This window comes from Rhizobium sp. SEMIA 4085, assembly GCF_013004495.1.
Classification (GTDB): Bacteria; Pseudomonadota; Alphaproteobacteria; order Rhizobiales; family Rhizobiaceae; genus Rhizobium; species Rhizobium gallicum.
On the sequence record NZ_JABEPH010000079.1, the window covers coordinates 1 to 18,877 of the forward strand.

General features: G+C 62.0%; 16 protein-coding genes and 1 pseudogene. 4 read left to right on the top strand and 13 right to left on the bottom strand.

Features of this window, described 5'->3' with window-relative positions:
* Positions 1 to 68: 68 nt before the first annotated feature.
* The 3 genes and pseudogenes from C9413_RS10810 to C9413_RS10820 all read right to left on the bottom strand — a co-directional run.
* A pseudogene (locus C9413_RS10810) lies at positions 69 to 1,403 on the bottom strand (carboxypeptidase); the annotation flags it as partial.
* A 53-nt stretch (positions 1,404 to 1,456) separates the two neighbouring features.
* Positions 1,457 to 2,746, bottom strand: coding sequence for an MFS transporter (locus C9413_RS10815; RefSeq protein ID WP_039843678.1), 1,290 nt, complete (start codon positions 2,744 to 2,746; stop codon positions 1,457 to 1,459).
* Positions 2,743 to 3,420: an FCD domain-containing protein gene (locus C9413_RS10820; RefSeq protein WP_039843679.1), complete on the bottom strand. Its 678-nt coding sequence runs from the start codon at positions 3,418 to 3,420 to the stop codon at positions 2,743 to 2,745. Before C9413_RS10820 ends, C9413_RS10815 begins: the two co-directional genes overlap by 4 nt.
* A gap of 519 nt (positions 3,421 to 3,939) precedes the next feature.
* On the opposite strand from C9413_RS10820, the gene C9413_RS10825 reads away from it, so the two are divergent.
* A complete protein-coding gene (locus C9413_RS10825) occupies positions 3,940 to 4,749 on the top strand; it encodes a class II glutamine amidotransferase (protein ID WP_039843680.1) in 810 nt (269 codons plus the stop codon).
* On the opposite strand, the gene coaBC is transcribed toward C9413_RS10825, so the two are convergent.
* Together coaBC and C9413_RS10835 are read right to left on the bottom strand one after the other, a co-directional pair.
* Complete coding sequence (gene coaBC, locus C9413_RS10830; RefSeq protein WP_039843681.1) at positions 4,736 to 5,947, bottom strand: bifunctional phosphopantothenoylcysteine decarboxylase/phosphopantothenate--cysteine ligase CoaBC; 1,212 nt, start codon at positions 5,945 to 5,947, stop codon at positions 4,736 to 4,738. The genes C9413_RS10825 and coaBC overlap by 14 nt on opposite strands.
* 233 nt (positions 5,948 to 6,180) lie before the next feature.
* A complete protein-coding gene (locus C9413_RS10835; RefSeq protein WP_039843682.1) occupies positions 6,181 to 6,945 on the bottom strand; it encodes an SDR family oxidoreductase in 765 nt (254 codons plus the stop codon).
* A gap of 124 nt (positions 6,946 to 7,069) precedes the next feature.
* Between C9413_RS10835 and C9413_RS10840 the strand changes: the two genes are divergently transcribed.
* Positions 7,070 to 7,975 carry a LysR family transcriptional regulator gene (locus C9413_RS10840; protein WP_039843683.1) on the top strand — a complete coding sequence of 302 codons (906 nt, stop codon included), beginning with the start codon at positions 7,070 to 7,072 and terminating at the stop codon, positions 7,973 to 7,975.
* A 1-nt stretch (position 7,976) separates the two neighbouring features.
* On the opposite strand, the gene C9413_RS10845 is transcribed toward C9413_RS10840, so the two are convergent.
* Complete coding sequence (locus C9413_RS10845) at positions 7,977 to 8,849, bottom strand: LysR family transcriptional regulator (protein WP_039843684.1); 873 nt, start codon at positions 8,847 to 8,849, stop codon at positions 7,977 to 7,979.
* A 113-nt stretch (positions 8,850 to 8,962) separates the two neighbouring features.
* Here C9413_RS10845 and C9413_RS10850 point away from each other — a divergent pair, with 113 nt between their 5' ends.
* Positions 8,963 to 10,201 (top strand): MFS transporter, encoded by a 1,239-nt coding sequence (locus tag C9413_RS10850; RefSeq protein ID WP_052451472.1) that lies wholly within the window; start codon positions 8,963 to 8,965, stop codon positions 10,199 to 10,201.
* Positions 10,198 to 10,581, top strand: coding sequence for a VOC family protein (locus C9413_RS10855; protein WP_039843685.1), 384 nt, complete (start codon positions 10,198 to 10,200; stop codon positions 10,579 to 10,581). The genes C9413_RS10850 and C9413_RS10855 overlap by 4 nt, the downstream gene beginning before the upstream one ends.
* Positions 10,582 to 10,615: 34 nt before the next feature.
* Here the strand turns inward: C9413_RS10855 and C9413_RS10860 are convergent, their stop codons facing one another.
* The 7 genes from C9413_RS10860 to C9413_RS10890 form a co-directional block, all read right to left on the bottom strand.
* On the bottom strand, positions 10,616 to 12,277 hold the full coding sequence (locus tag C9413_RS10860) for a urocanate hydratase (protein ID WP_039843686.1): 1,662 nt from the start codon (positions 12,275 to 12,277) through the stop codon (positions 10,616 to 10,618).
* Positions 12,278 to 12,290: 13 nt separating this feature from the next.
* A complete protein-coding gene (locus C9413_RS10865; RefSeq protein ID WP_039843687.1) occupies positions 12,291 to 12,635 on the bottom strand; it encodes a TfoX/Sxy family protein in 345 nt (114 codons plus the stop codon).
* A gap of 4 nt (positions 12,636 to 12,639) precedes the next feature.
* Positions 12,640 to 13,737: a DUF917 family protein gene (locus tag C9413_RS10870; protein ID WP_039843688.1), complete on the bottom strand. Its 1,098-nt coding sequence runs from the start codon at positions 13,735 to 13,737 to the stop codon at positions 12,640 to 12,642.
* A complete protein-coding gene (locus C9413_RS10875) occupies positions 13,718 to 14,998 on the bottom strand; it encodes a Zn-dependent hydrolase (protein WP_039843689.1) in 1,281 nt (426 codons plus the stop codon). The genes C9413_RS10870 and C9413_RS10875 overlap by 20 nt, the downstream gene beginning before the upstream one ends.
* The gene (locus C9413_RS10880; protein ID WP_039843690.1) at positions 14,995 to 16,377 is read right to left on the bottom strand and encodes an amidohydrolase family protein; all 1,383 of its coding nucleotides are present in this window, start codon (positions 16,375 to 16,377) and stop codon (positions 14,995 to 14,997) included. The genes C9413_RS10875 and C9413_RS10880 overlap by 4 nt, the downstream gene beginning before the upstream one ends.
* A gap of 27 nt (positions 16,378 to 16,404) precedes the next feature.
* Positions 16,405 to 17,988 (bottom strand): aromatic amino acid lyase, encoded by a 1,584-nt coding sequence (locus C9413_RS10885; RefSeq protein WP_039843691.1) that lies wholly within the window; start codon positions 17,986 to 17,988, stop codon positions 16,405 to 16,407.
* 95 nt (positions 17,989 to 18,083) lie between these two features.
* A partial coding sequence (locus C9413_RS10890) for an AarF/UbiB family protein (protein ID WP_246703734.1) occupies positions 18,084 to 18,877 on the bottom strand: 794 nt, incomplete at its 5' end.

An 18,877-nucleotide genomic window follows, 5' to 3' on the forward strand; every position in this document is an offset into this window, starting at 1 on the left:
CGGTCTGTGATGTTGCTCTCGTGTGCGTGGCGTGTCTCGTATGTCGCGTCGATAGTGTGATGTCACTTTGCGTGTAGCACATGCAATCTTGTATCGGATCCCAGTATCGCGCGTAGGTCGTCCTTAATCCTCGCCTGCCGCCGTGATCCGCTGCCCTGTCCCCCCCCTCATTCCCACTGACGGCTGACGTCGCTTTCGAGCAGCGTATAGGTCATCTCGGTCCTGAAGCCGAGTTCGTTGCGTGCGTAATCGGCAAAAGCGCCACCATAAGCGCGGGTAAATCCGTCGAGGACCGCATCATCGCCACGGTCGGAGTCTGACTCCGGATAAGGGTCTGGCGTTGCGAACGAGGCATCGTAGGGGCTCATCACCTCGCCCTGCTGCTTGGCGGAATTCTTGGCAAAGGCATTGCCCAGGAAGCCGCGGTTTCGGGTGACGACGTCTTGGGGAATGCCGGTCATCGTCGAGACCTTGCCATAGAATGCCTTCGCAGCGTCCCCCGCCGGTGCTGGTCCGGCCAAGGTCGTCAGATATTCGCCGAGCGCGAACTTCTCCGCGTCTCTTTGCGCTTCTTCGTCGAAGGTCTTGCGGCGCTCGGCTTCAGCGGCGGCGAGGGACGGAAACTCCAGAGCAGCCCCAAGCGCAAACCGGTCTGCATTGAACATCAGCTGGCCCTCAAGCAAGGGCGAGAGCATGACCGCGCCGGCGATGATGATGCCTTGGCTTTGCCGAAGGGCAGCGGCGACCTTGGCGGCACGGAAACCGCCATAGCTTTCGCCGAGAAGATATTTTGGTGAGCCAGAGCGATTGTTGTGCGCGACATAAAGCGCGATCGCCTTTGCAATGCTCTGCGCATCGGCGTTGACGCTGTAATAGTTCGAAGCGTCGTCGGCCTTCGCCGTGCGGCTCCATCCTGTGCCGATCGGATCGATCAGCACGAGATCGGTGAAATCGAGCCAGCTCTGCGGATTGTCGACGAGCTTCGCATTTGCGCCGTCCCGGGCCTGGGGACCGAAATCCAATATGCGCGGCCCGACGAGCCCAAGGTGCAAAAATGCGGAAGCCGCGCCCGGACCGCCGTTGAAAGCGAAGGTGATCGGCCGGTTGGCCGCACCCTCCTTGGCGGTATAGGCGGTGTAGAATATCGCACCGGTGCGAGCGCCGTCCTGCCCGAAGAGATCGAGCGTGCCCGCGCTCGCCGTATAGGCCAGCCTGCGCCCGGCGATGTTCTGTTCATGCTGGGTCACGGAATCGGGGGGCAACAGTTTTAAGACGCCGGGCCGCTCCTGGGCATTCGAGACAGCAGGTGCAGCGAGAGCCAGCAGCGCGAACAGGATGGCGGCAGATCGGAACGACACTCTTTCCTCCTGGGCGATGGAACGCGATCGTAGATAGCGTAACATCTGCCATCTAGCAGAGGTATCAAGAGATGGTGATGGGCAGGTGAGGAGAGCGCTTACGTCTTCTGGGTCGTGCGCGCATGGACGTGGAGTGCACGTCCTGCATTCCAGCCGTTGATCGCGGCTCCAAATCCGAGCAGAACGAAGAGTACTGCGGACCAGGCAAAGCTTCCGGTCGTGCCGCGAATGAGCCCGACGATCAGCGGACCGACAGCGGCCAGCAGATAGCCGACACATTGCGCCATGCCGGATAGGTGAGCGGCGACATGCGGATCGCGCGAGCGCAGCACGATCGTCGTCATTGCCACTGCAATCAGGCCGCCTTGTCCCATTCCCTGCAGCACTGCCCAAAGCCAGACCGTCGAAAGCGGCGCGAAGAGCAGGCCAAGCAGGGCCACCACGGCAATGACGCACAGCGCAGCGTTGATCAGCCGCTGGTCTTTGCCGCGTACGGCAATGTGCGGTGCCACGAGGCAGGCGGCGGCCTGCACCATGACTGATACCGAAACGATGGCGCCGGCAGTCACACCGTCGAGGCCGCGCTCGCGCAGGATCGGCACGAGCCAGCCGAAGACGCAATAGGCGAGCGCTGACTGAAGGCCCATGAAAAGGGTGACCTGCCAGGCAAGCCGGTCCCGCCAGAGGCCCTCGACCCTGAAGCCGCTTCGCCGCGTCTGCGCCGGTATCCTTAGAACCTGCGGAAGCCAGATCAAGGCGACGACGAAAGCGGGCAATGCCCAGGCGGCAAGAGCGCCCTCCAGCGATCCGTCGAGTGCGTGCTCGATCGGCAGTGTGAAACCGGCAGCGCTCGCTGCGCCGGCGCAGAGCGCCATCGTATAGCATCCGGTCATCAGCGCTGTGCGGTCGGCGAAGTCGCGCTTGACCAGGCCAGGAAGCAGGACGTTTCCGACGGCGATACAAGCGCCAGCAAGCGCGGTTCCGAAAAACAGAAGCGGAACCGAGGATAGCCCGCGCATGGCCGTGCCGAGTGCCAGCAGCACGAGCACGCCGAGGAGCGTTCGCTCGGCACCCAATCGCTGTGCCAGCTTTGGCGCGAGCGGCGAAAAAGCGCCCAGGCAAACGACGGGAAGCGTGGTCAACAGGCTCGCGCCGAGGGCCGAAAGGCCAAGCCCCGCGCGAATTTCCGGCAGCAGCGCGGATGCGCTGGAGAACACGGGGCGAAGGTTGAAGGCGATGAGTACGAGGCTGACACCGAGAATGATACGGCTTGCCACTGCCGACTGTGCCGGTGCTTGGGGTGCGGGAATACTGTCCGCCTCGGCATCGATCAACTGCTCGTCGATGGCCTCGAGTGGATCGGCTGCATCAGAAATGGAGGAGGTCACGAGAGAATCATCCGTTCAAGGGCTGCAATGACCGGCTTCATGAAGCGGCGCACGGCGGCATCCGCCTTCGCGGGGAGACCGGTCTCGATGGCATCGATGATATCGGCGTGCGCTTTCGCGTCGGGCTCGGGAATATCCTGCCCGAGCGTTGCCTCGATGGTTTCGGCAATCGAGGCCGAGAAGAAGTCATAGATCTCGATCATCGCCCGGTTACCGGAGGCAGCGATGATCGCTTTGTGAAAGGCAAGATCGCGCTCGACGAAGGCCGCCTTGTCGCCCCCTTCGTATTTGCCGCGCTTGGCCAGGAGGTCGCGCAGCAGAGTTATAATTTCGGGCGTCTGCCGCAGCGAGGCGAGGCGGGCTGCCTCGACGTCCAGGGCGCAGCGCGCTTCGAACTGGTCGCGCAGGCTTGCCCGCCTCGCCATCGTCAGTGGTCGACTGGCATCCCTCGTCGAAAGGACGTAGGTGCCAGAGCCTTGTCGCGTTTCGAGCAGGCCCTGAGAGACAAGCACGCGCACGGCCTCGCGGATCGTGCCCCGGCTAACTGCCAGCGCGGCGGAAAGAGCGGCTTCGTTCGGCAGCTTGGCGCCGACACTCCATCGCTTCGCGAGGATTTCGCCGCGGATCGCTTCAATCGCCGTCTCGGCCAGATTTGTCTTGTAGAGCGGTTGCATGGCATATTCATAAAGTCATCAGATGATTCTATGAATATGCCATGGCTCGGTCGTGGTCAAAGAAATTCTGCAAAATAAAAAAGGGCCGCCTCAGCGACCCTTTCCATGAGTTTGGCCTGTAGCTGGCCTGGACCGTCAAGGCGGCCCCAGGAAGGCGGGGATTAGAGCGAGGGCTGCCTCGCTTTCGTCACCTCTCCCATGCCCGTTACGAGGTCCGAAATCTCATTAGACATTGGATCACCTTCCTTTCGTTCTGTTGCTGATGCTTAAAAGGTAAGGAAAAATTTCGACGATGCAAGAGAAATCCTTGCGATGTCCGCTGTGACACAGCCAAGAGACAATGTTCACAAAAGAAGATGCGTGCTCAACGAATGTGATCGCCTGGCGTGTTTGAAACTCGCATGCCGCCTTGCAAAATTTGCAATCGTTAAGTTTTTATTCACCATCGCGCTCGACAATTAATCGGGCATTTCCAACCAGTCCCGTCGCCGGGACGGCGGGTTACGGAGTCAGAAAAGCATGTGTCGCTGGGCAGCCTATCGTGGAGACCCCCTCTATCTCGAGGAGCTGGTTTCCTCGCCCGCCCACTCGCTCATCGAGCAATCCCATTGCGCCACCCGCGCCAAGACCGCAACGAACGGCGATGGCTTCGGGATTGCCTGGTACGGCGACCGGCCGGAGCCCGGCCGCTACCGCGATATCCTTCCCGCATGGTCCGACTGCAATCTGAAGAGCCTGGCGCGCCAAATCCGCTCGCCGCTTTTCCTGGCCCATGTGCGCGCATCCACCGGCGGCGGTACACGGCGCGACAATTGCCATCCGTTCACGCATGGGAATTGGTCTTTCATGCACAACGGCCAGGTCGGCGGCTTCGAGCGCCTGCGCCGTTCCATGGAGGCGATGCTCGATGACGAGCTCTTCAGTGTCCGCAGTGGCACGACCGATTCCGAGCTGATGTTCCTGATCGCCCTGCAATTCGGTTTGTGCCGGGCGCCGCTTACTGCGATGGCGGAGATGGTGAGCTTCGTCGAAGGGCTTGCTGAAGACATCCTGGGCCACGCCCATGTGCGTTTCACCGCCGCGTTTTCCGACGGTCGGTCGCTCTACGGCATTCGTTATGCGACAGATCGAAAGGCGCCGACACTTTATGCCTCACCGATGCGCCAGGGACATTGCCTTGTTTCCGAGCCGTTGAACGACGACATCGATGCCTGGGCCGAGATACCGGACGGCAGCGCCGTCACGATTGGCGAGAACGGCATCGAGGTCGTGGCCTTCAAGCCGGAAAAGCGTACAAGCGCAGCGGCGGGTCTCGCTATCCCTGCCTGAAGCGTTCGGCAATCAGCGCCGCCAGCTTTTCCGCAACCTCTTCCTTGCCGAGATCGGGCCATTGCTCGACGCCGCTTCGGCTGATCAGCTTCACGCTGTTGCGCGTGCCGCCCATGACGCCCGTCGCCGGCGAGACATCGTTCGCAACGATCAGGTCGGCACCCTTGCGCTCGAGCTTCGCCTTGGCGTTGTTTTCGACATCCTGCGTCTCGGCCGCAAAGCCGATCACCAGCGTCGGCCGCATCGTGTGGTGGCCGACCGCCTTCAGGATGTCGGGGTTTTCGGTCAGCGCCAGCGTCGGGATGGATTCGCCCGGATGCTTCTTGATCTTCTGATCGGCGGCCGAGGCCACGCGCCAGTCGGCTACGGCTGCCACCATGACGGCAATATCGGCCGGCAGCGCAGCGAGGACCGCATCGCGCATTTCTTCGGCGCGCTCGACATGGATCGTCCTGACGCCGACGGGATCGGCAATTGACACCGGTCCGCAGATGAGTGCGACATCCGCACCGAGCTTCGCAAGTGCTGCGGCAATCGCATGCCCCTGCCTGCCGGAAGAACGATTGGCGATGTAGCGGACGGGGTCGATTGGTTCGTGGGTCGGTCCCGAGGTGACGATCGCCATGCGTCCGGCAAGCGGCTTCGGCCCATCGTCAAGTAACGCTTCGGCGGCGAAAACGATCTCCAGCGGTTCAGCCATGCGGCCGATGCCGGCCTCCTTGCTCTCGGCCATCTCGCCTGTCATCGGGCCGACGAAACGGATGCCGTCACCCTTCAGGACGTCGAAATTCCGTTTCGTCGCCGCGTGCGACCACATCTTGGGGTTCATCGCCGGCGCGGCAAGAACCGGCCGGTCCGTCGCGAGCAAAACGGTCGAGGCCAGGTCATCTGCGAAACCATTTGCCATCTTGGCCATCAGATCGGCCGTTGCTGGCGCGATCAGAACGAGGTCGCAGTCGCGAGCAAGCCGGATATGGCCCACATCCTGTTCGTCCTGCCTCGAAAAGAGGTCGGTGAACACGTGGTCTGCAGCAAGAGCGCCGACAGCAAGCGGCGTCACGAATTCCTGCGCGCCCTTCGTCATCACCGGACGCACCGAAGCACCGCACTCGCGCAGGCGCCGGATCAGATCGAGGCTCTTATAGGCGGCGATGCCGCCGGAAATGATGAGGAGGATGCGTTTGCCGCTGAGAGCCATGGCCTTCTATCCGTCGCCTTGTTGACCACTACCGACCCTAAGCCTTTGGCGGATAACATGCAATCACCACGGCGCTCCTATAAGGCCCATCACTAGCGATCAGAAAAGGCGCTGTTGAAAAGATCGAGACATTCACCCAGCCGATGGCGCCGTCGATCAAGATCAGCTGTATGGCGAGCAGCGGCCGGACGACGGAGCGGTCGGCGAAGTTGGCGACGATGATCGCGTTTTGGCTACGTGCGCGTGATTGATGCGCCGCCGTCGAGCAGCGAAGCCGTGCCTGTTACGAAGCTCGAGTCGTCGGAGGCGAGATAGAGGACGGAGCGGGCGATCTCTTTTGGCGTTGCGACGCGCTTCAGTGCGTGCAGGTTGGTCACAAAGCCCTGCTTGTCTGGCGTATCGTTCATCTCGCGATACATGTCGGTATCGACTGCACCGGGCAAGATGGCATTGACGCGGACATTCTGCGGGCCGAATTCGGCGGCAAGCGCCTGCGTCAGGCCGACCAGGCCGGACTTGCTGGCGGCATAGGCGGCGACGCCCGGGAAAGCGAAGCTGTAGCCGACGAATGTGGACGTGAAGATCACCGAACCGCCGCCGTTTTTCGCCATTTCCGCGATCTGGTGTTTGGCGGCGAGGAATGAGGCGGTGAGGTTGACCGCCAGAGCTTCGCTGAAGCCTGCCTCGGAAACGCCCGTGCTCGGACCAGCTTCGCCGAGCATGCCGGCGTTGTTGAAGGCAATGTCAAACTTGCCGTAATTTTCGATTGCGGCAGCGACGAGTGCCTTCTGATAGTCTTCCGAGCGCACGTCGCCAGCGACAGCAACGGCTTCGCCGCCGGCCTCCTTGATTTCCGCGGCGAGGCTGTCGAGTTCTGCCTGGCGGCGGGCGCCGACGACGACCTTGGCGCCTTCCGCGGCGAAAAGCTTTGCCGTCGAGCGGCCGATGCCGGAGCTTGCGCCGGTGACGACTGCGACTTTGTTGTTCAAGCGATTCATTGTTCCATCTCCTGGTTGGCAGGGGACAGCGTCTCCGGCCCTGTTCGATGCGTTGAAGATGGCATCTTCCATGCGTTCGGATTAGTCTCCATATGATGGAACTCGAATTCGGAAATGCCGAACGATGATCAAGATCGAAGGGATAGCGGCTTTCGTCGCAGTGGTGGAATCAGGTTCCGTGAGCGAGGCTGCCAGACGCCTGCGCATGTCGAAATCCGTTGTCAGCGAAAGACTGGCGGATCTGGAAAAGACACTCGGCGGCATGCTGCTTCACCGCACGACACGCAAGCTTACGCTGACGCAGGACGGCACGGCCTTTATGGAGCGTGCGCTTCGGATCGTGCATGAGATAGAAGAGGCCGCAGCCGATATGGCCGAGCGCCGCGGTACGCTCGCCGGTCCCTTGCGTATTGCAGCACCTGTCACCTTCGGTCGCATGCATCTTGGTCCGGCCCTCTATCCGTTTTTGGCACGGCATCCCGAAATCGCGCTGACGCTCGACATCGATGACCGCCGTGTGGACGCTTCGTCGGAAGGCTATGACGCCATCATCCGCCATGGGCCGATCGCCGATTCCCGCCTAGTGGCCTGGAAGCTCTCGCGCAGCCGCCGTCTGCTGACGGCTTCGCCAGCCTATCTCGACCGCCACGGGACGCCGGCGACATTATCCGATCTCGATGATCATCGAGGCCTCTTCTACACCAATCGCGGCATCGCGGACTGGCGCTTCCAGACCCCGACGGGTGCAATCGTCGTGCGTGCGAAGCTGGCGATGGGTATCAACAATGGCGACATGCTTCGCGATGCGGCAATTGCAGGTCTCGGGATCGCGCTGCTGCCGAGCTTCATTGCAGGTCCGGCAATCCGCGAAGGCAGACTCGTCGAGATTGATGTCGGTTACAGGCCAGAAGCGGAGTCCGTCTACATGGCCCATCCGCAAGGCCGCAACCCTTCCGCCAAACTCCGCGCCATAGCCGATCACCTGAAAAAAGCCTTCGGCGATCCGCCTTATTGGGATCCTGCAGGCTAAGTCAAAGCAGGCTCATCAGATTTTCCGTCACCGGCGAGCGCTGCGACTTCAAGACCGCTAGCGCCAGCCGCGCGACCGCAGGCGGCCCGTCGATCGGCCGGTAGGCGACGCCATCAAGCCTGATCTGTGCGATCGATGCCGGAACGATCGACACGCCGAGCTCTGCCGCAACCAGATTGACGACAGAGGAAATCTGCGGTGCTTCCTGTGTCACCGTCAGTTCGAAACCCGCCTTCCTGCAGGCGAGCACGACATCGTCGAAGAGGCTGAGGCCAACCAGCCGCGGAAAGAGAATGAACGGCTCATTTGACAGCAGTGCCAGGGACAGGCGTTCGTGCTTCGAAAGCGGATGGTTTGCGGGCAGGGCGACCACCATCGGTTCGTCATCGAGACGTTTCAGGCGCACGCCCGGCGGATCGTCGAGGCTCGGGCGCATGAAGGTCGCATCCAACTCGCCGCGATTGAGTTTTTCCATCAGTGCCAACGTATTCATCTCCGTCAGAGACAGCCGCACGTCCGGCCACTGCGCGCGAAACCGCCTGATCGTGGCGCTGACAACCGGATTGAACGCGGAGGAGGCCGTAAAGCCGAGCGCCAGCTTGCCCGTCTCGCCGCGATCGGCTCGCTGGGCGGCAAGTTTCGCCTTCTCGGCAGAAGCAAGTGACGCCTTGGCTTCGCCGAGAAACGCCTCGCCCGCCGCCGTCAATTCCGCGCCATGCGGCACCCGATGAAACAAGGCCGCGCCGATTTCCGCTTCGAGATCGCGGATCTGCTGGCTGAGCGGGGGTTGGCCGATGCCGAGTTTCACCGCGGCCCGCGTAAAATTGCCTTCCTCCGCGACCGCCAGAAAATAGCGGATATGCCGAAGCTCCATGCGGTATCTCCAAAACCTATCGAAAACATCAGTTCCATATATTGGACAGCTTATGCCCTTCTGACTAGATCAATGGAGAAAAGGCTTGAGCCATGCACAAGACTGCAGCCAGAATGAGCGATATTTCCCCGATCGAAACACCGGCGGCATCCCCGGCGAAAGAATACCTGCAGCGTGGCACGGCTTCTTACCGACGTGCCAGTCTTGCACTCTTCCTTTCAGGCTTTTCCACCTTCTCGCTGCTTTATTGTGTCCAGCCGCTGTTGCCGATCTTTGCGGACGAATTCTCCGTCAGCCCCGCGGAAAGCTCGCTTTCGCTTTCGCTGTCGACCGGCTTCCTCGCCATTGCCATTATATGCGCAGCCGCCATCTCGGAAGGTCTTGGACGCCGTAGCCTGATGTCGATCTCGCTCGTTGGTGCGGCGGTACTGACGATTGCAGCGGCCTTTGCGCCGGACTGGCACCTGCTGCTTGTCATCCGTGCCCTCCAGGGCTTTGTCCTTGGCGGCGTCCCGGCCGTTGCGATGGCGTATCTCGCCGAAGAAATCGACCCGCGCGGCCTTGGCGCTACAATGGGACTTTATGTCGGCGGCACTGCCTTCGGCGGCATGTCCGGCCGGGTGCTGACCGGAATCTTCGCGGAATACCTGACCTGGCGGCCGGCGATGTTTCTGATCGGCGCGATCGGCTTGGCTGCGGCAGCCGGCTTCATTGCGCTGCTGCCCGCCTCGCGCAATTTTATCCGCCGCCCGGGCTTCGATCCGAAGTTTCATCTGAAAGCCTGGCTCGCGCATATGCGCAATCCGGCGCTGCCGTTCATTTTCGCCATTGCCTTTCTGGCGATGGGCTCCTTCGTCACCATCTACAACTATGCCGGTTTCCGGCTTGTCGCAGCACCCTATGAGCTGACGCAGACCGAACTCGGCTTGATCTTCACCGTCTATCTCTTCGGCATCGGCGCCTCTTCGGTCGGTGGCATACTGGGTGATCGCTTCGGCCACTTCGCTGTCCTGCTGACGGGAATTGCAATTACCGCCGTTGGCAGCGCCCTGACGCTTTGCGCCTTCCTGCCGGTCATCATTTTCGGCGTTGTCGTGCTCACCAGCGGCTTCTTCATGAGCCATTCGATCGCAAGCGGCCTCGTCGGGAAGCTTGCCAGAGACACGAAGGGACACGCCTCGTCGCTCTATATGCTTGGCTATTACGTCGGTTCGAGCGTCGTGGGCTCGGCAGGCGGCTGGTTCTTCGCAATCGAAGGCTGGACGGCGGTCGTCTTCTTCACGCTCGCCCTGCTGGCCCTCGCCTTTGCGGCGGCCTGCGCCGCACGCAGCCTTTCGAGGAGAAAATTTTGATCCGCATCAGCCATCTCGATCACCTTGTCCTGACCGTCGCCGATATCGAGGCGACGTGCGAGTTCTACCGCCAAGTCCTCGGCATGTCGGTGGAAACATTCGCCCAAGGCCGCAAGGCGCTGAAATTCGGCAATCAGAAGATCAACCTTCACCAGGCCGGGCGCGAATTCGATCCCAAAGCCAACCAACCGGTACCTGGTTCGGCCGATCTCTGCTTTATCGCCGAAACAGCACTCGCCGAGGTCATCGCGCATCTGGAAGACGCAGATGTTGCAATCGAGGAAGGGCCCGTCGAACGCGCCGGCGCCAACGGCACTATCTGCTCCATCTATTTCCGCGATCCGGACGGCAATCTCATCGAGGTCTCCAATCCCATCTGAGGGATCCCCAGGCAAAGGCGCTCGGTCTTAAGTGCTAACTCAATCGAATATACGGCACATCCTTGTTTTGCACTTCGTCCAGCGCCTCCTCGTATCCGGCATCCGCATACCGCATGACGCCGAGCGCCGTGTCGTTGGTAAGCGCATGATCGAGCCGCTCGTCGCCGGCCTCGGTGCCGTCGGCAACGACAGTCACGCCGCAGCTCGTCATGTAGCCGGCATAGCCGCCTCCGCCGGAATGGACGACGACGAGGTCAGCCATCGAGGAGCAGAGCATCATCGCATCGATCAGCGGCCAGTCGGCAATCGCATCGGAGCCATCCTTCATGCGCTCGGTCATGATGTTTGGATGCGCCATGGCGCCGGCATCGAGATGGTCGCGGGAGAAGGCGACAGGACCGTTCAGCTCTCCGCTTGCGACCAATTCGTTGACGCGACGGGCAAGCGCCGTGCGCTCGCCGTGGCCCAGCCAGGCAATGCGCGCCGGCAGGCCCTCGAAAGGCACATGCTCGCGGGCAAGCCGGATCCAGTTGGTGATGATCTTGTTATCCGGAAACATTTCGAGCAGCAGATCGTCGATCCTTGCAATGTCGCTTGCTTCTCCAGACAGCGCCATCCAGCGGAAGGGACCGATAGCGCGGGCGAAGAGCGGGCGCAAATAGGCTTCGGTGAAGATCGGAATGTCGAAGGCATTGGCAACGCCGCCTTCTTTCGCTTGTGTGCGGATCAGGTTGCCGTTGTCGAAGACTTCGGAGCCCTTCTTCTGGAACTCCAGCATCGCCGTCACATGCTGGACGATCGAGGCGCGGCTTGCCGCCATCAACTGGCCCTGGCCGTCGTCGCGAAGTGCCTTGACCTGGGCAAGGCTCATGCCCTTCGGAACATAGCCGTAGACGAGATCGTGTGCCGAGGTCTGATCCGTCACGATATCGGGCACGATGCCGCGCCGGACGATCTCTGGGTAAACCTCGGCCGCATTGCCGACGAGGCCGACGGAGAGTGCGCGCCTTTCCTTCACGGCCGTGTCGATCATTTGCAGCGCGGCATCGAGATCAGGTGCAATCTCCTGCAGATAGCCGATTTGCTGGCGCTTCTTTGCTCGCTCCTGATCGATATCGATGCAGAGGATTGCAGCTCCCGCCATGCGGCCAGCCAGCGGTTGAGCCCCTCCCATGCCGCCGAGACCGGCGGTGAGCACGAAGCGGCCGAAGAGGTCGCCGCCGAAACGCCGCTCGGCAATGCGCATGAAGATTTCGTACGTTCCCTGGATGACGCCCTGGCTGCCGATATACTGCCAGGCGCCTGCCGTGAGCCCGCCCCAGCAGATCAGCCCCTTGCGCTGCAATTCGTAGAAGACCTCGGCCTTCGCCCACTGTCCGACGATATTGCAGTTCGCCATGATGACGAGCGGCGCCTTGGCGTGTGTCTTTACCAGGCCGATCGGCTTGCCGGACTGGATCAGCAGCGTCTGGTCCTCTTCCATCTCGGTCAGCGCCTTGACGATGCCCTTGTGCGCCGCCCAGTTGCGCGCCGCCTTGCCGAGCGCAGCATAAACCACGAGGTTGTCCGGGTCTTCGCCGACGGCAAGCACGTTTTCGAGGAGGCGCAGCAGCGCCTCTTGCCGCCACCCCTTGGCCCGCAATTCCGGCCCGCCAGGAATCGGGAATTTCGGATGACGTGGATTGGGCTTCGGCATGGGATGTCCTTCCTCAAGTCCTGTCTTGGTATTTCACCTGCAGCGTTTGCACATAGCCGAGTGCGGCATCGAGCAGACGCTTGCGCAGCGCATTCTCGCCATAGACACGGGCGTCCGCGCGAACCCAGCCCTGCATCGCCCGTCCGCCCGAGATCATCTGGACGACGCCTGGCAGTTCCAGCGCCCAGCCGTCATTGCTTTTGCCGAGCCGGACGAGCATGCCATCTTCTCGCGCACCGCAAAGAAGGTTGCCGTTCAGCAGAAAGGCCAAGCCGCCGAACATCGCCTTTTCGCTGAGGCCGGGCAGGCCGCCGAGCTCTTCCCTCAGCAGTTCCTCAAGGCCAGCATCTCGCGCCATGGCGTCAGGCCCTTGCCGCCAGGGCGTAGCGCGCAATCTCGATACCCATCGCTTTTTCCACGGGCGGATAAACGGTCGGATCGAGCACGCCTGCGGAAAGCGGTATGATCTCCATCGGCACATGCAGGATGAAGACATGCATACCCTCCTTGAGCTGGCCGACGCTGAGCGGCTCACCGTGCGGCGAAAGCGTCGTGATGACCGAGGGAAACGTTGCCATGCGCGCCCCATCGGCGTCGTCGACAGCCATGTACTCGTTCATCACATGCATCGTCACGGCTCTGGCGCCGGAGCCGACTCCGATCTTGCCGATATCGAAGGCTTCTTTGGTGTAGACGACGTCCTTCTTGGCAATTACGCCTTCTGCGAGGATGCTGCCGCCGGTTGTCTTGCAGATCGCATCGATGACGGCCGGTCCGCCCTTCTTTTCCGCCGCAATGATGGCTTCGCCGAGGGCAAGCGCCATCGAGATGCCGCCGAGTGCTGCATGCTTGCGCACGTAGGATGCCCGCACCGGATTGCGGCAGCTGGCAATGAAGCCGCCCGACTGGTCGGAGGCAGCGCGGAGGATCGGCGAAATCTTCGCGGTCGCACCCTTCACCACAAGCTCGATGTAGCGGTTGTCCGCGCGGTTTCCGCCGACCGCCGTCTGGATCATCTGCTCCCGTGAGCCCGCCATGCCGATCGAGCCCATGTCGCCGGTCGGATGTGCTCGGATATCACCGACAGCATCGACAACCTTGGTGCCGAGAATTGCCGAGGGCAGCCAGCCGTTCAACGTCGAGGATTTACCGTTCTGCCCGATGATAAGCCCGGAAAGCCGTTCGCCAAGCTCGTTCTGCAATAGCTGCACGGCCTTCACATAGTCGATGCCTTGCATTTCCCAGGGTGTCGTGGAAGCCGGCGCGCCGATTGCCGCTGCTGTCGCGATCCAGTCGTCGTCCTTCAATTCATCGACGGAAACGAGCTCCGGCTTGCCGATGCTGACCGCAGCATACCCGAGCATCCTGCCGTGATCGGCCCAGCCGCCGCCGCCCGCTGCATAGACCGAGCCGCCCTTGACCGCCGCCTCGACGTCTTTCTCAACGAGTATGCGCCCCATCCTCAGCCTCCCCTACCAGCGTCCTGTCCATCTCGCGCACAGCCTCGAAAAGCACGGCAGCGCCGAGTGCGATGTCGTCATTTTCTGCCCATTCGTCGGCCGAGTGGCTGCGTCCTTCCCTGCATGGCACGAAGATCATCGCGGCCGGCGCGACCTTGGCGATCCATGCGGTATCGTGCCCTGCACCGGACGCCATGCGTCGATGTTCGGCACCGACGGTTTCACAGGCATTTTCCAGCGTCCTCAGCACGCTGGGATCACCGGGCGTCGGATAGTTGTCGGATACGCGACTGGGTGCATTGATCATGACGCCGTGGGCGATCGCAAGCGTGATGACATGCGCATCAAGCCACTCGCAGAAGGCTTCCATGTCGCTGCGAATTTCCGCGCGTCCGTCGATGAGCAGAACCACCTTGGAAGGCACGACGTTGGCCGCATTCGGCTCGATCCGGAATTCGCCGACGGTCGCAGCGAAATGACCCGGCGTCTTCGCAAGCTCCGCTGCCGCATTGCGGATATCGAGCACCAGTTGCGAGGCCGCCACCAGCGCATCCGCGCGGGCATCCATCGGCGTCGTACCGGCATGGTCCGCCCGGCCCTCGACGCTGACTTCAATCCGGGTGATGCCCGCAATCGCCGTCACGATGCCGATATCCTTCTTCTCGTTCTCAAGCACCGGCCCTTGCTCGATATGCAGCTCGAGGAAGCCTTTGAGGTCCGGACGCCGCTGCGCGAGAAGCGTCGCCGGATCGCCGCCGACACCGGAGATGCCTTTTGCCAGATCGCGGTCGCCGCTCTTACGCGAAAGCCAGGCTTCGGGAAGTTGCCCAGTCATGCCGCGGCTGCCGACGCATGAAACGCCGAAGATGCTCACCTCTTCTGCGAGGAAATCGACGATTTCCAGGTCATGCTCCAGTGTGATCGCCTGGTCCTTGAGCGCGCGCGCGACTTCCAGCGCCGAGATCACACCGGCGATACCATCAAAGCGTCCGCCGTCCGGCACCGTATCGGAATGCGAGCCGACCATAATCGTGCCAAGACCTGGGTTCGTCCCTGCACTGCGTCCGATCAGATTGCCGGCGGCATCGATCCGCGTTTCCAGCCCGGCCGCCTTCATACGTGCTTCGATATAGGCGCGGCCTTCAAGAAAGAGCGGCGAGAAAGCCCGGCGTGTCCATGGATGATCGGGTTCGGTGATCTTCGCCAGCGCAGCGATATCCTCGGCGATGCGATCGGCGTTGACGGGCAGGTTGCGGTTCATGCAGCTCCTCCGGAAATGATCTGACGCGGCCAAGGGCGGACGAATTTTCCCGTGCCGGGCTCTGCAAGCACCTTCATGCCATCGGTTATCTGGCTGCCGCGCAGATATGCCGCCGAAATCGTCCATGGCAGACGGATGCCGTTATAGGGGCTCCAGCCGACGACATTGTTGCCGTTCGCGGCAGCATCATAGACGGTTTCGCGCGGTTCTAGCACGACGATGTCGGCATCCTTGCCGGGCGTCAGCGCGCCCTTGATGTGGTCGAGGCGGAAATGTTTCGCCGGATTTTCCGCCATCAGCTTCGCAGCCCATGTGAGCGGGATGCCTCGTTCGAGCGCTCCCTTGACGAACAACGGCACCATGACCTCGAGCCCGGGCACCCCGGAGGCATTTGCCAGCATATCCGGATTGGTCTTGCGGTTTTCCGACCAGCTTACATGATCGGTCGAAACCAGCCAGACGTTGCCTTCCGCCACTTTCCGCCACAGCGTTTCCACCTCGGCCCGCGGCCGGATGGGCGGATTGATCTTTGCTTTGCCGCCGAGGCGCCGCACATCGTTTTCCTCGTCAAGCGTCAGGTAGTGAATGCAGCATTCGACCGTCGCCTCGAACCCGTCGCGGCGATAGGCGCGCGCGATGTCGTAGCCGCGGCCGAGCGAGCAATGAACAACATGCGCCGGGCAGCCCGTATGGGCCCCGGTCTCGAAGATCGTGTGCATGGCGAGCAGCTCTGTGATCGGCGGACGCGAGAGACCGTGCGCACGCCAGTCCGTCACGCCGCTTGCCTTGACCTTCTCCATGTAGGTGCGCACTGCCTCGTCGTCTTCGTTGTGCACACCGGCCGTCAGCCCGGTCGGCGTGATCGCCGCAAAGCATTCGTCGAGAAGGGCGGGCGGGATGCGCGGGAAACGCTTGGGATCGGTCCCGAAGGTCGAGAATTTGAAGGCGGCGACGCCGGCATCCGCCATTTCGCGGATTCGGGCCGCACCTTCTTGCGGATTGACCGTGCCGTAGAGCGCGAAATCGACGCGCGCCTGAGGGCTCGCGTGATCGATCTTCTTCTTCACCGCGTCGGCCGAGCAGACGAGATTGCCTTCGTCATAGGGCATGTCGACGATCGTCGTTACGCCGCCAGCCGCCGCCGAACGCGTCGACCAGATGAAGTCCTCCTGATCCTTCTGGGAGAGCGAATGCACTTGCGCATCGATCGCACCCGGCAGGACCAGCGCCTTGCCGAGCAGATGCCGCTCCCTGGCCGCAGGCGGCACGCCGATGCCGACCTCGGCGATCTTGCCATTGCGGGCTGCAACATAACCCTCTTGGAGGATGCGCTCCGGCAGCACGACGGTACCCTGCAGAACGAGGTCGAAATCAGCCATGCTGTTCCTCCGTATCCGGTTCAAAAGTCAGATGACGAGGGCGTCCTGCGTCAGTCTCCGTTCGATGCGCTCGAGCGAGCCGAGCGCGAAGAAGTCGTCGAATGCGGCGATCGGCACCTGCTCGATCAGCTTCGAAGCGAATTCGTCGGATCCGAGTTCTTCCTCAATCGCTTCAACCTCGGCCGAAAGCGGCCGGTCTACGGTGTAGAAATCGGCGTGCTTGCGCACGACGTCGTAGATCATGCCCGCAACGCCCTCGGGCCGGTCGCCGAGAATGTCGGCCGCCTGTGCTGCCAGCAGAGCCTCGAGGGCAGCAAGACGCTTCAGCGCCTGCATTTGCCGCTCGAAGCGCTCTATGACCAGCGGCAGGAAAGCCGCTTCGTCCTCAAGCCCCGCCGCAACCACCAGCGACTGGGCGGATACCGGGTTGGACATGGAAAGCACGCGTGAAAAGATCTCGCCGGCAAGCTTGATGATCGGGCCGAAACCAGTTGCGATTCGGCCTGGCGGCACGAGGTTCACCGGTAGGTCGCGCCGCTGTCCGTTGCCGAGCAGGACACAGCGGTTGAAGGCGTTGCGCGCCGCATGCGCCATGCACAGTGCCGCCGATTCCAGCAGGATCGTCACGTCGAGGGGCAGCGAACCGCCCGACGTCATCACCCGGCCCTCGACTACAACCGGGTTGTCGTCAGAGCGGCCGGTGGCAGCAAGGATCTTGTGACCGGTCGATAGCAGGTTCTCGATCACGGCGCCGAAGACCTGCGCGATCATGCGAAGACTGAGCGGATCCTGCACGTGGGTCGCGACCGGCCATTCCCAGGCGTCCGAGGCATTGCATAGCCACGAGCCGATCAGCGCTTCCCGCGGGGTGCCGACATGGCGCACCGCCCGCCAGGGGTCGCGGGAAGCGCCAAGCGCGCCGGCCGCCATCATGCCGGTTGCGAGCAGAACGCGGATCGAAGCCGCCGCATTGCGCGTTGCCTCGGCGGCGGCTGCAAAGCTCACAGCATTGATGCTGAGCGAAGCGAGGCTGTCGCGGGGCGCCATGGTGACCGGTTCCAGCCCCGCTGCCCTGAAGGCATCGGCCGCTTGCATGCGCTTGCCGCGATAGACGGCCTCGCCGACGCCGGTCAGAACCGCACCGATCTGTCCCATGAGGCCGATATCGGCGCAACCGATCGAGCCCGTGCGCCGCACGAGCGGGATGAGGTCGGCCCTCAGCAGCCGCAGGTAGGTTTCTATGAGTTCCGGCGTACACCCGACCTGGCCCGTCAGCGCGGTATTGACGCGGATGGCCATGGCATTTCGCACGACAGCACTGGAAAATGGTGTGCCGGTGCCGAAGTGATGGGCCCGCACGAGGCCGAGGTTGAAGGTGTCGAGTTCCTCCGCCGACCATTCGACATCCTTCATCGCGCCGACGCCGGTGGTGGAGCCGTAAACGGGAATGCCAGCCTGGATCGCTTCTTCGACGACGGAACGTGCGATCTCCACGCGTGCCATGCCTGTCGCCGAAGCAGAAAGCGCCACCCTGCCGGAGCCTATCCTCACCATCTCGGCAAAGCCGAATGGTTGGCCGGAAAGTTCGATGCCGGGGCGTTCATGCTTCATCTGCAGGTCTCCTTGGATGCGAGACTAAGCGAGCACTGCGCATTATGAGATATCCCAAATGCCGAACACAGCATGTAATTGTTTGGGTCTGAGCCTCAGCTCAACATCCAGGCTATATAGAGAAGCGTCAACGCGATAATCCAGAGCGCCAGGCGGCCGGACCGGCTGTAGCGGGCCTCGGATTTGCCGATCGCGTCTGCCGTTTCGGCGTCAAAGCGCAGTCCATGCTCGCTCATATGCAGCAGCTGATGATGGAATTTCTCGGTCTGGGCAGCGATTTCCGGAACGGCTTCCGCAAGCTTCACGGCAGCCTTCAGTCCATCTTTGAGATCGGTGACGACCCGCTTCGGACCGAGATTGTTGCGGATCCAGTCGCCGACGACGGGCTCCGATGCCTTCCACATGTTGAAACGCGGGTTCAGCATGCGCGATACGCCTTCGACGACCACCATGGTCTTTTGCAGCATGACCAGTTCGGGCCGGGTCTGCATGTCGAAAAGTTCAGTCACCTCGAAGAGCAGCGTCAACAGCTTGCCCATCGAGATCGTTTCAGCAGGCTGGCCGTGGATCGGCTCGCCGATCGCCCGGATTGCCTGCGCGAAGCTTTCAACATTGTGATGGCCCGGCACATAGCCTGCTTCGAAATGGACCTCGGCAACACGCACATAGTCGCGCGTAATGAAACCATAAAGGATCTCGGCGAGGAAGCGCCGTTCCTTCTTTCCGAGCCGGCCGACGATTCCCATGTCGACGGCGACGATCATGCCGCCTGAATCGACGAAGAGATTGCCGGGATGCATGTCGGCATGGAAGAAGCCGTCGCGCAGCGTGTGGCGCAGGAACGATTGGATGAGGACATCGGCAAGCGTGTTGAGATTGTGCCCGGCAG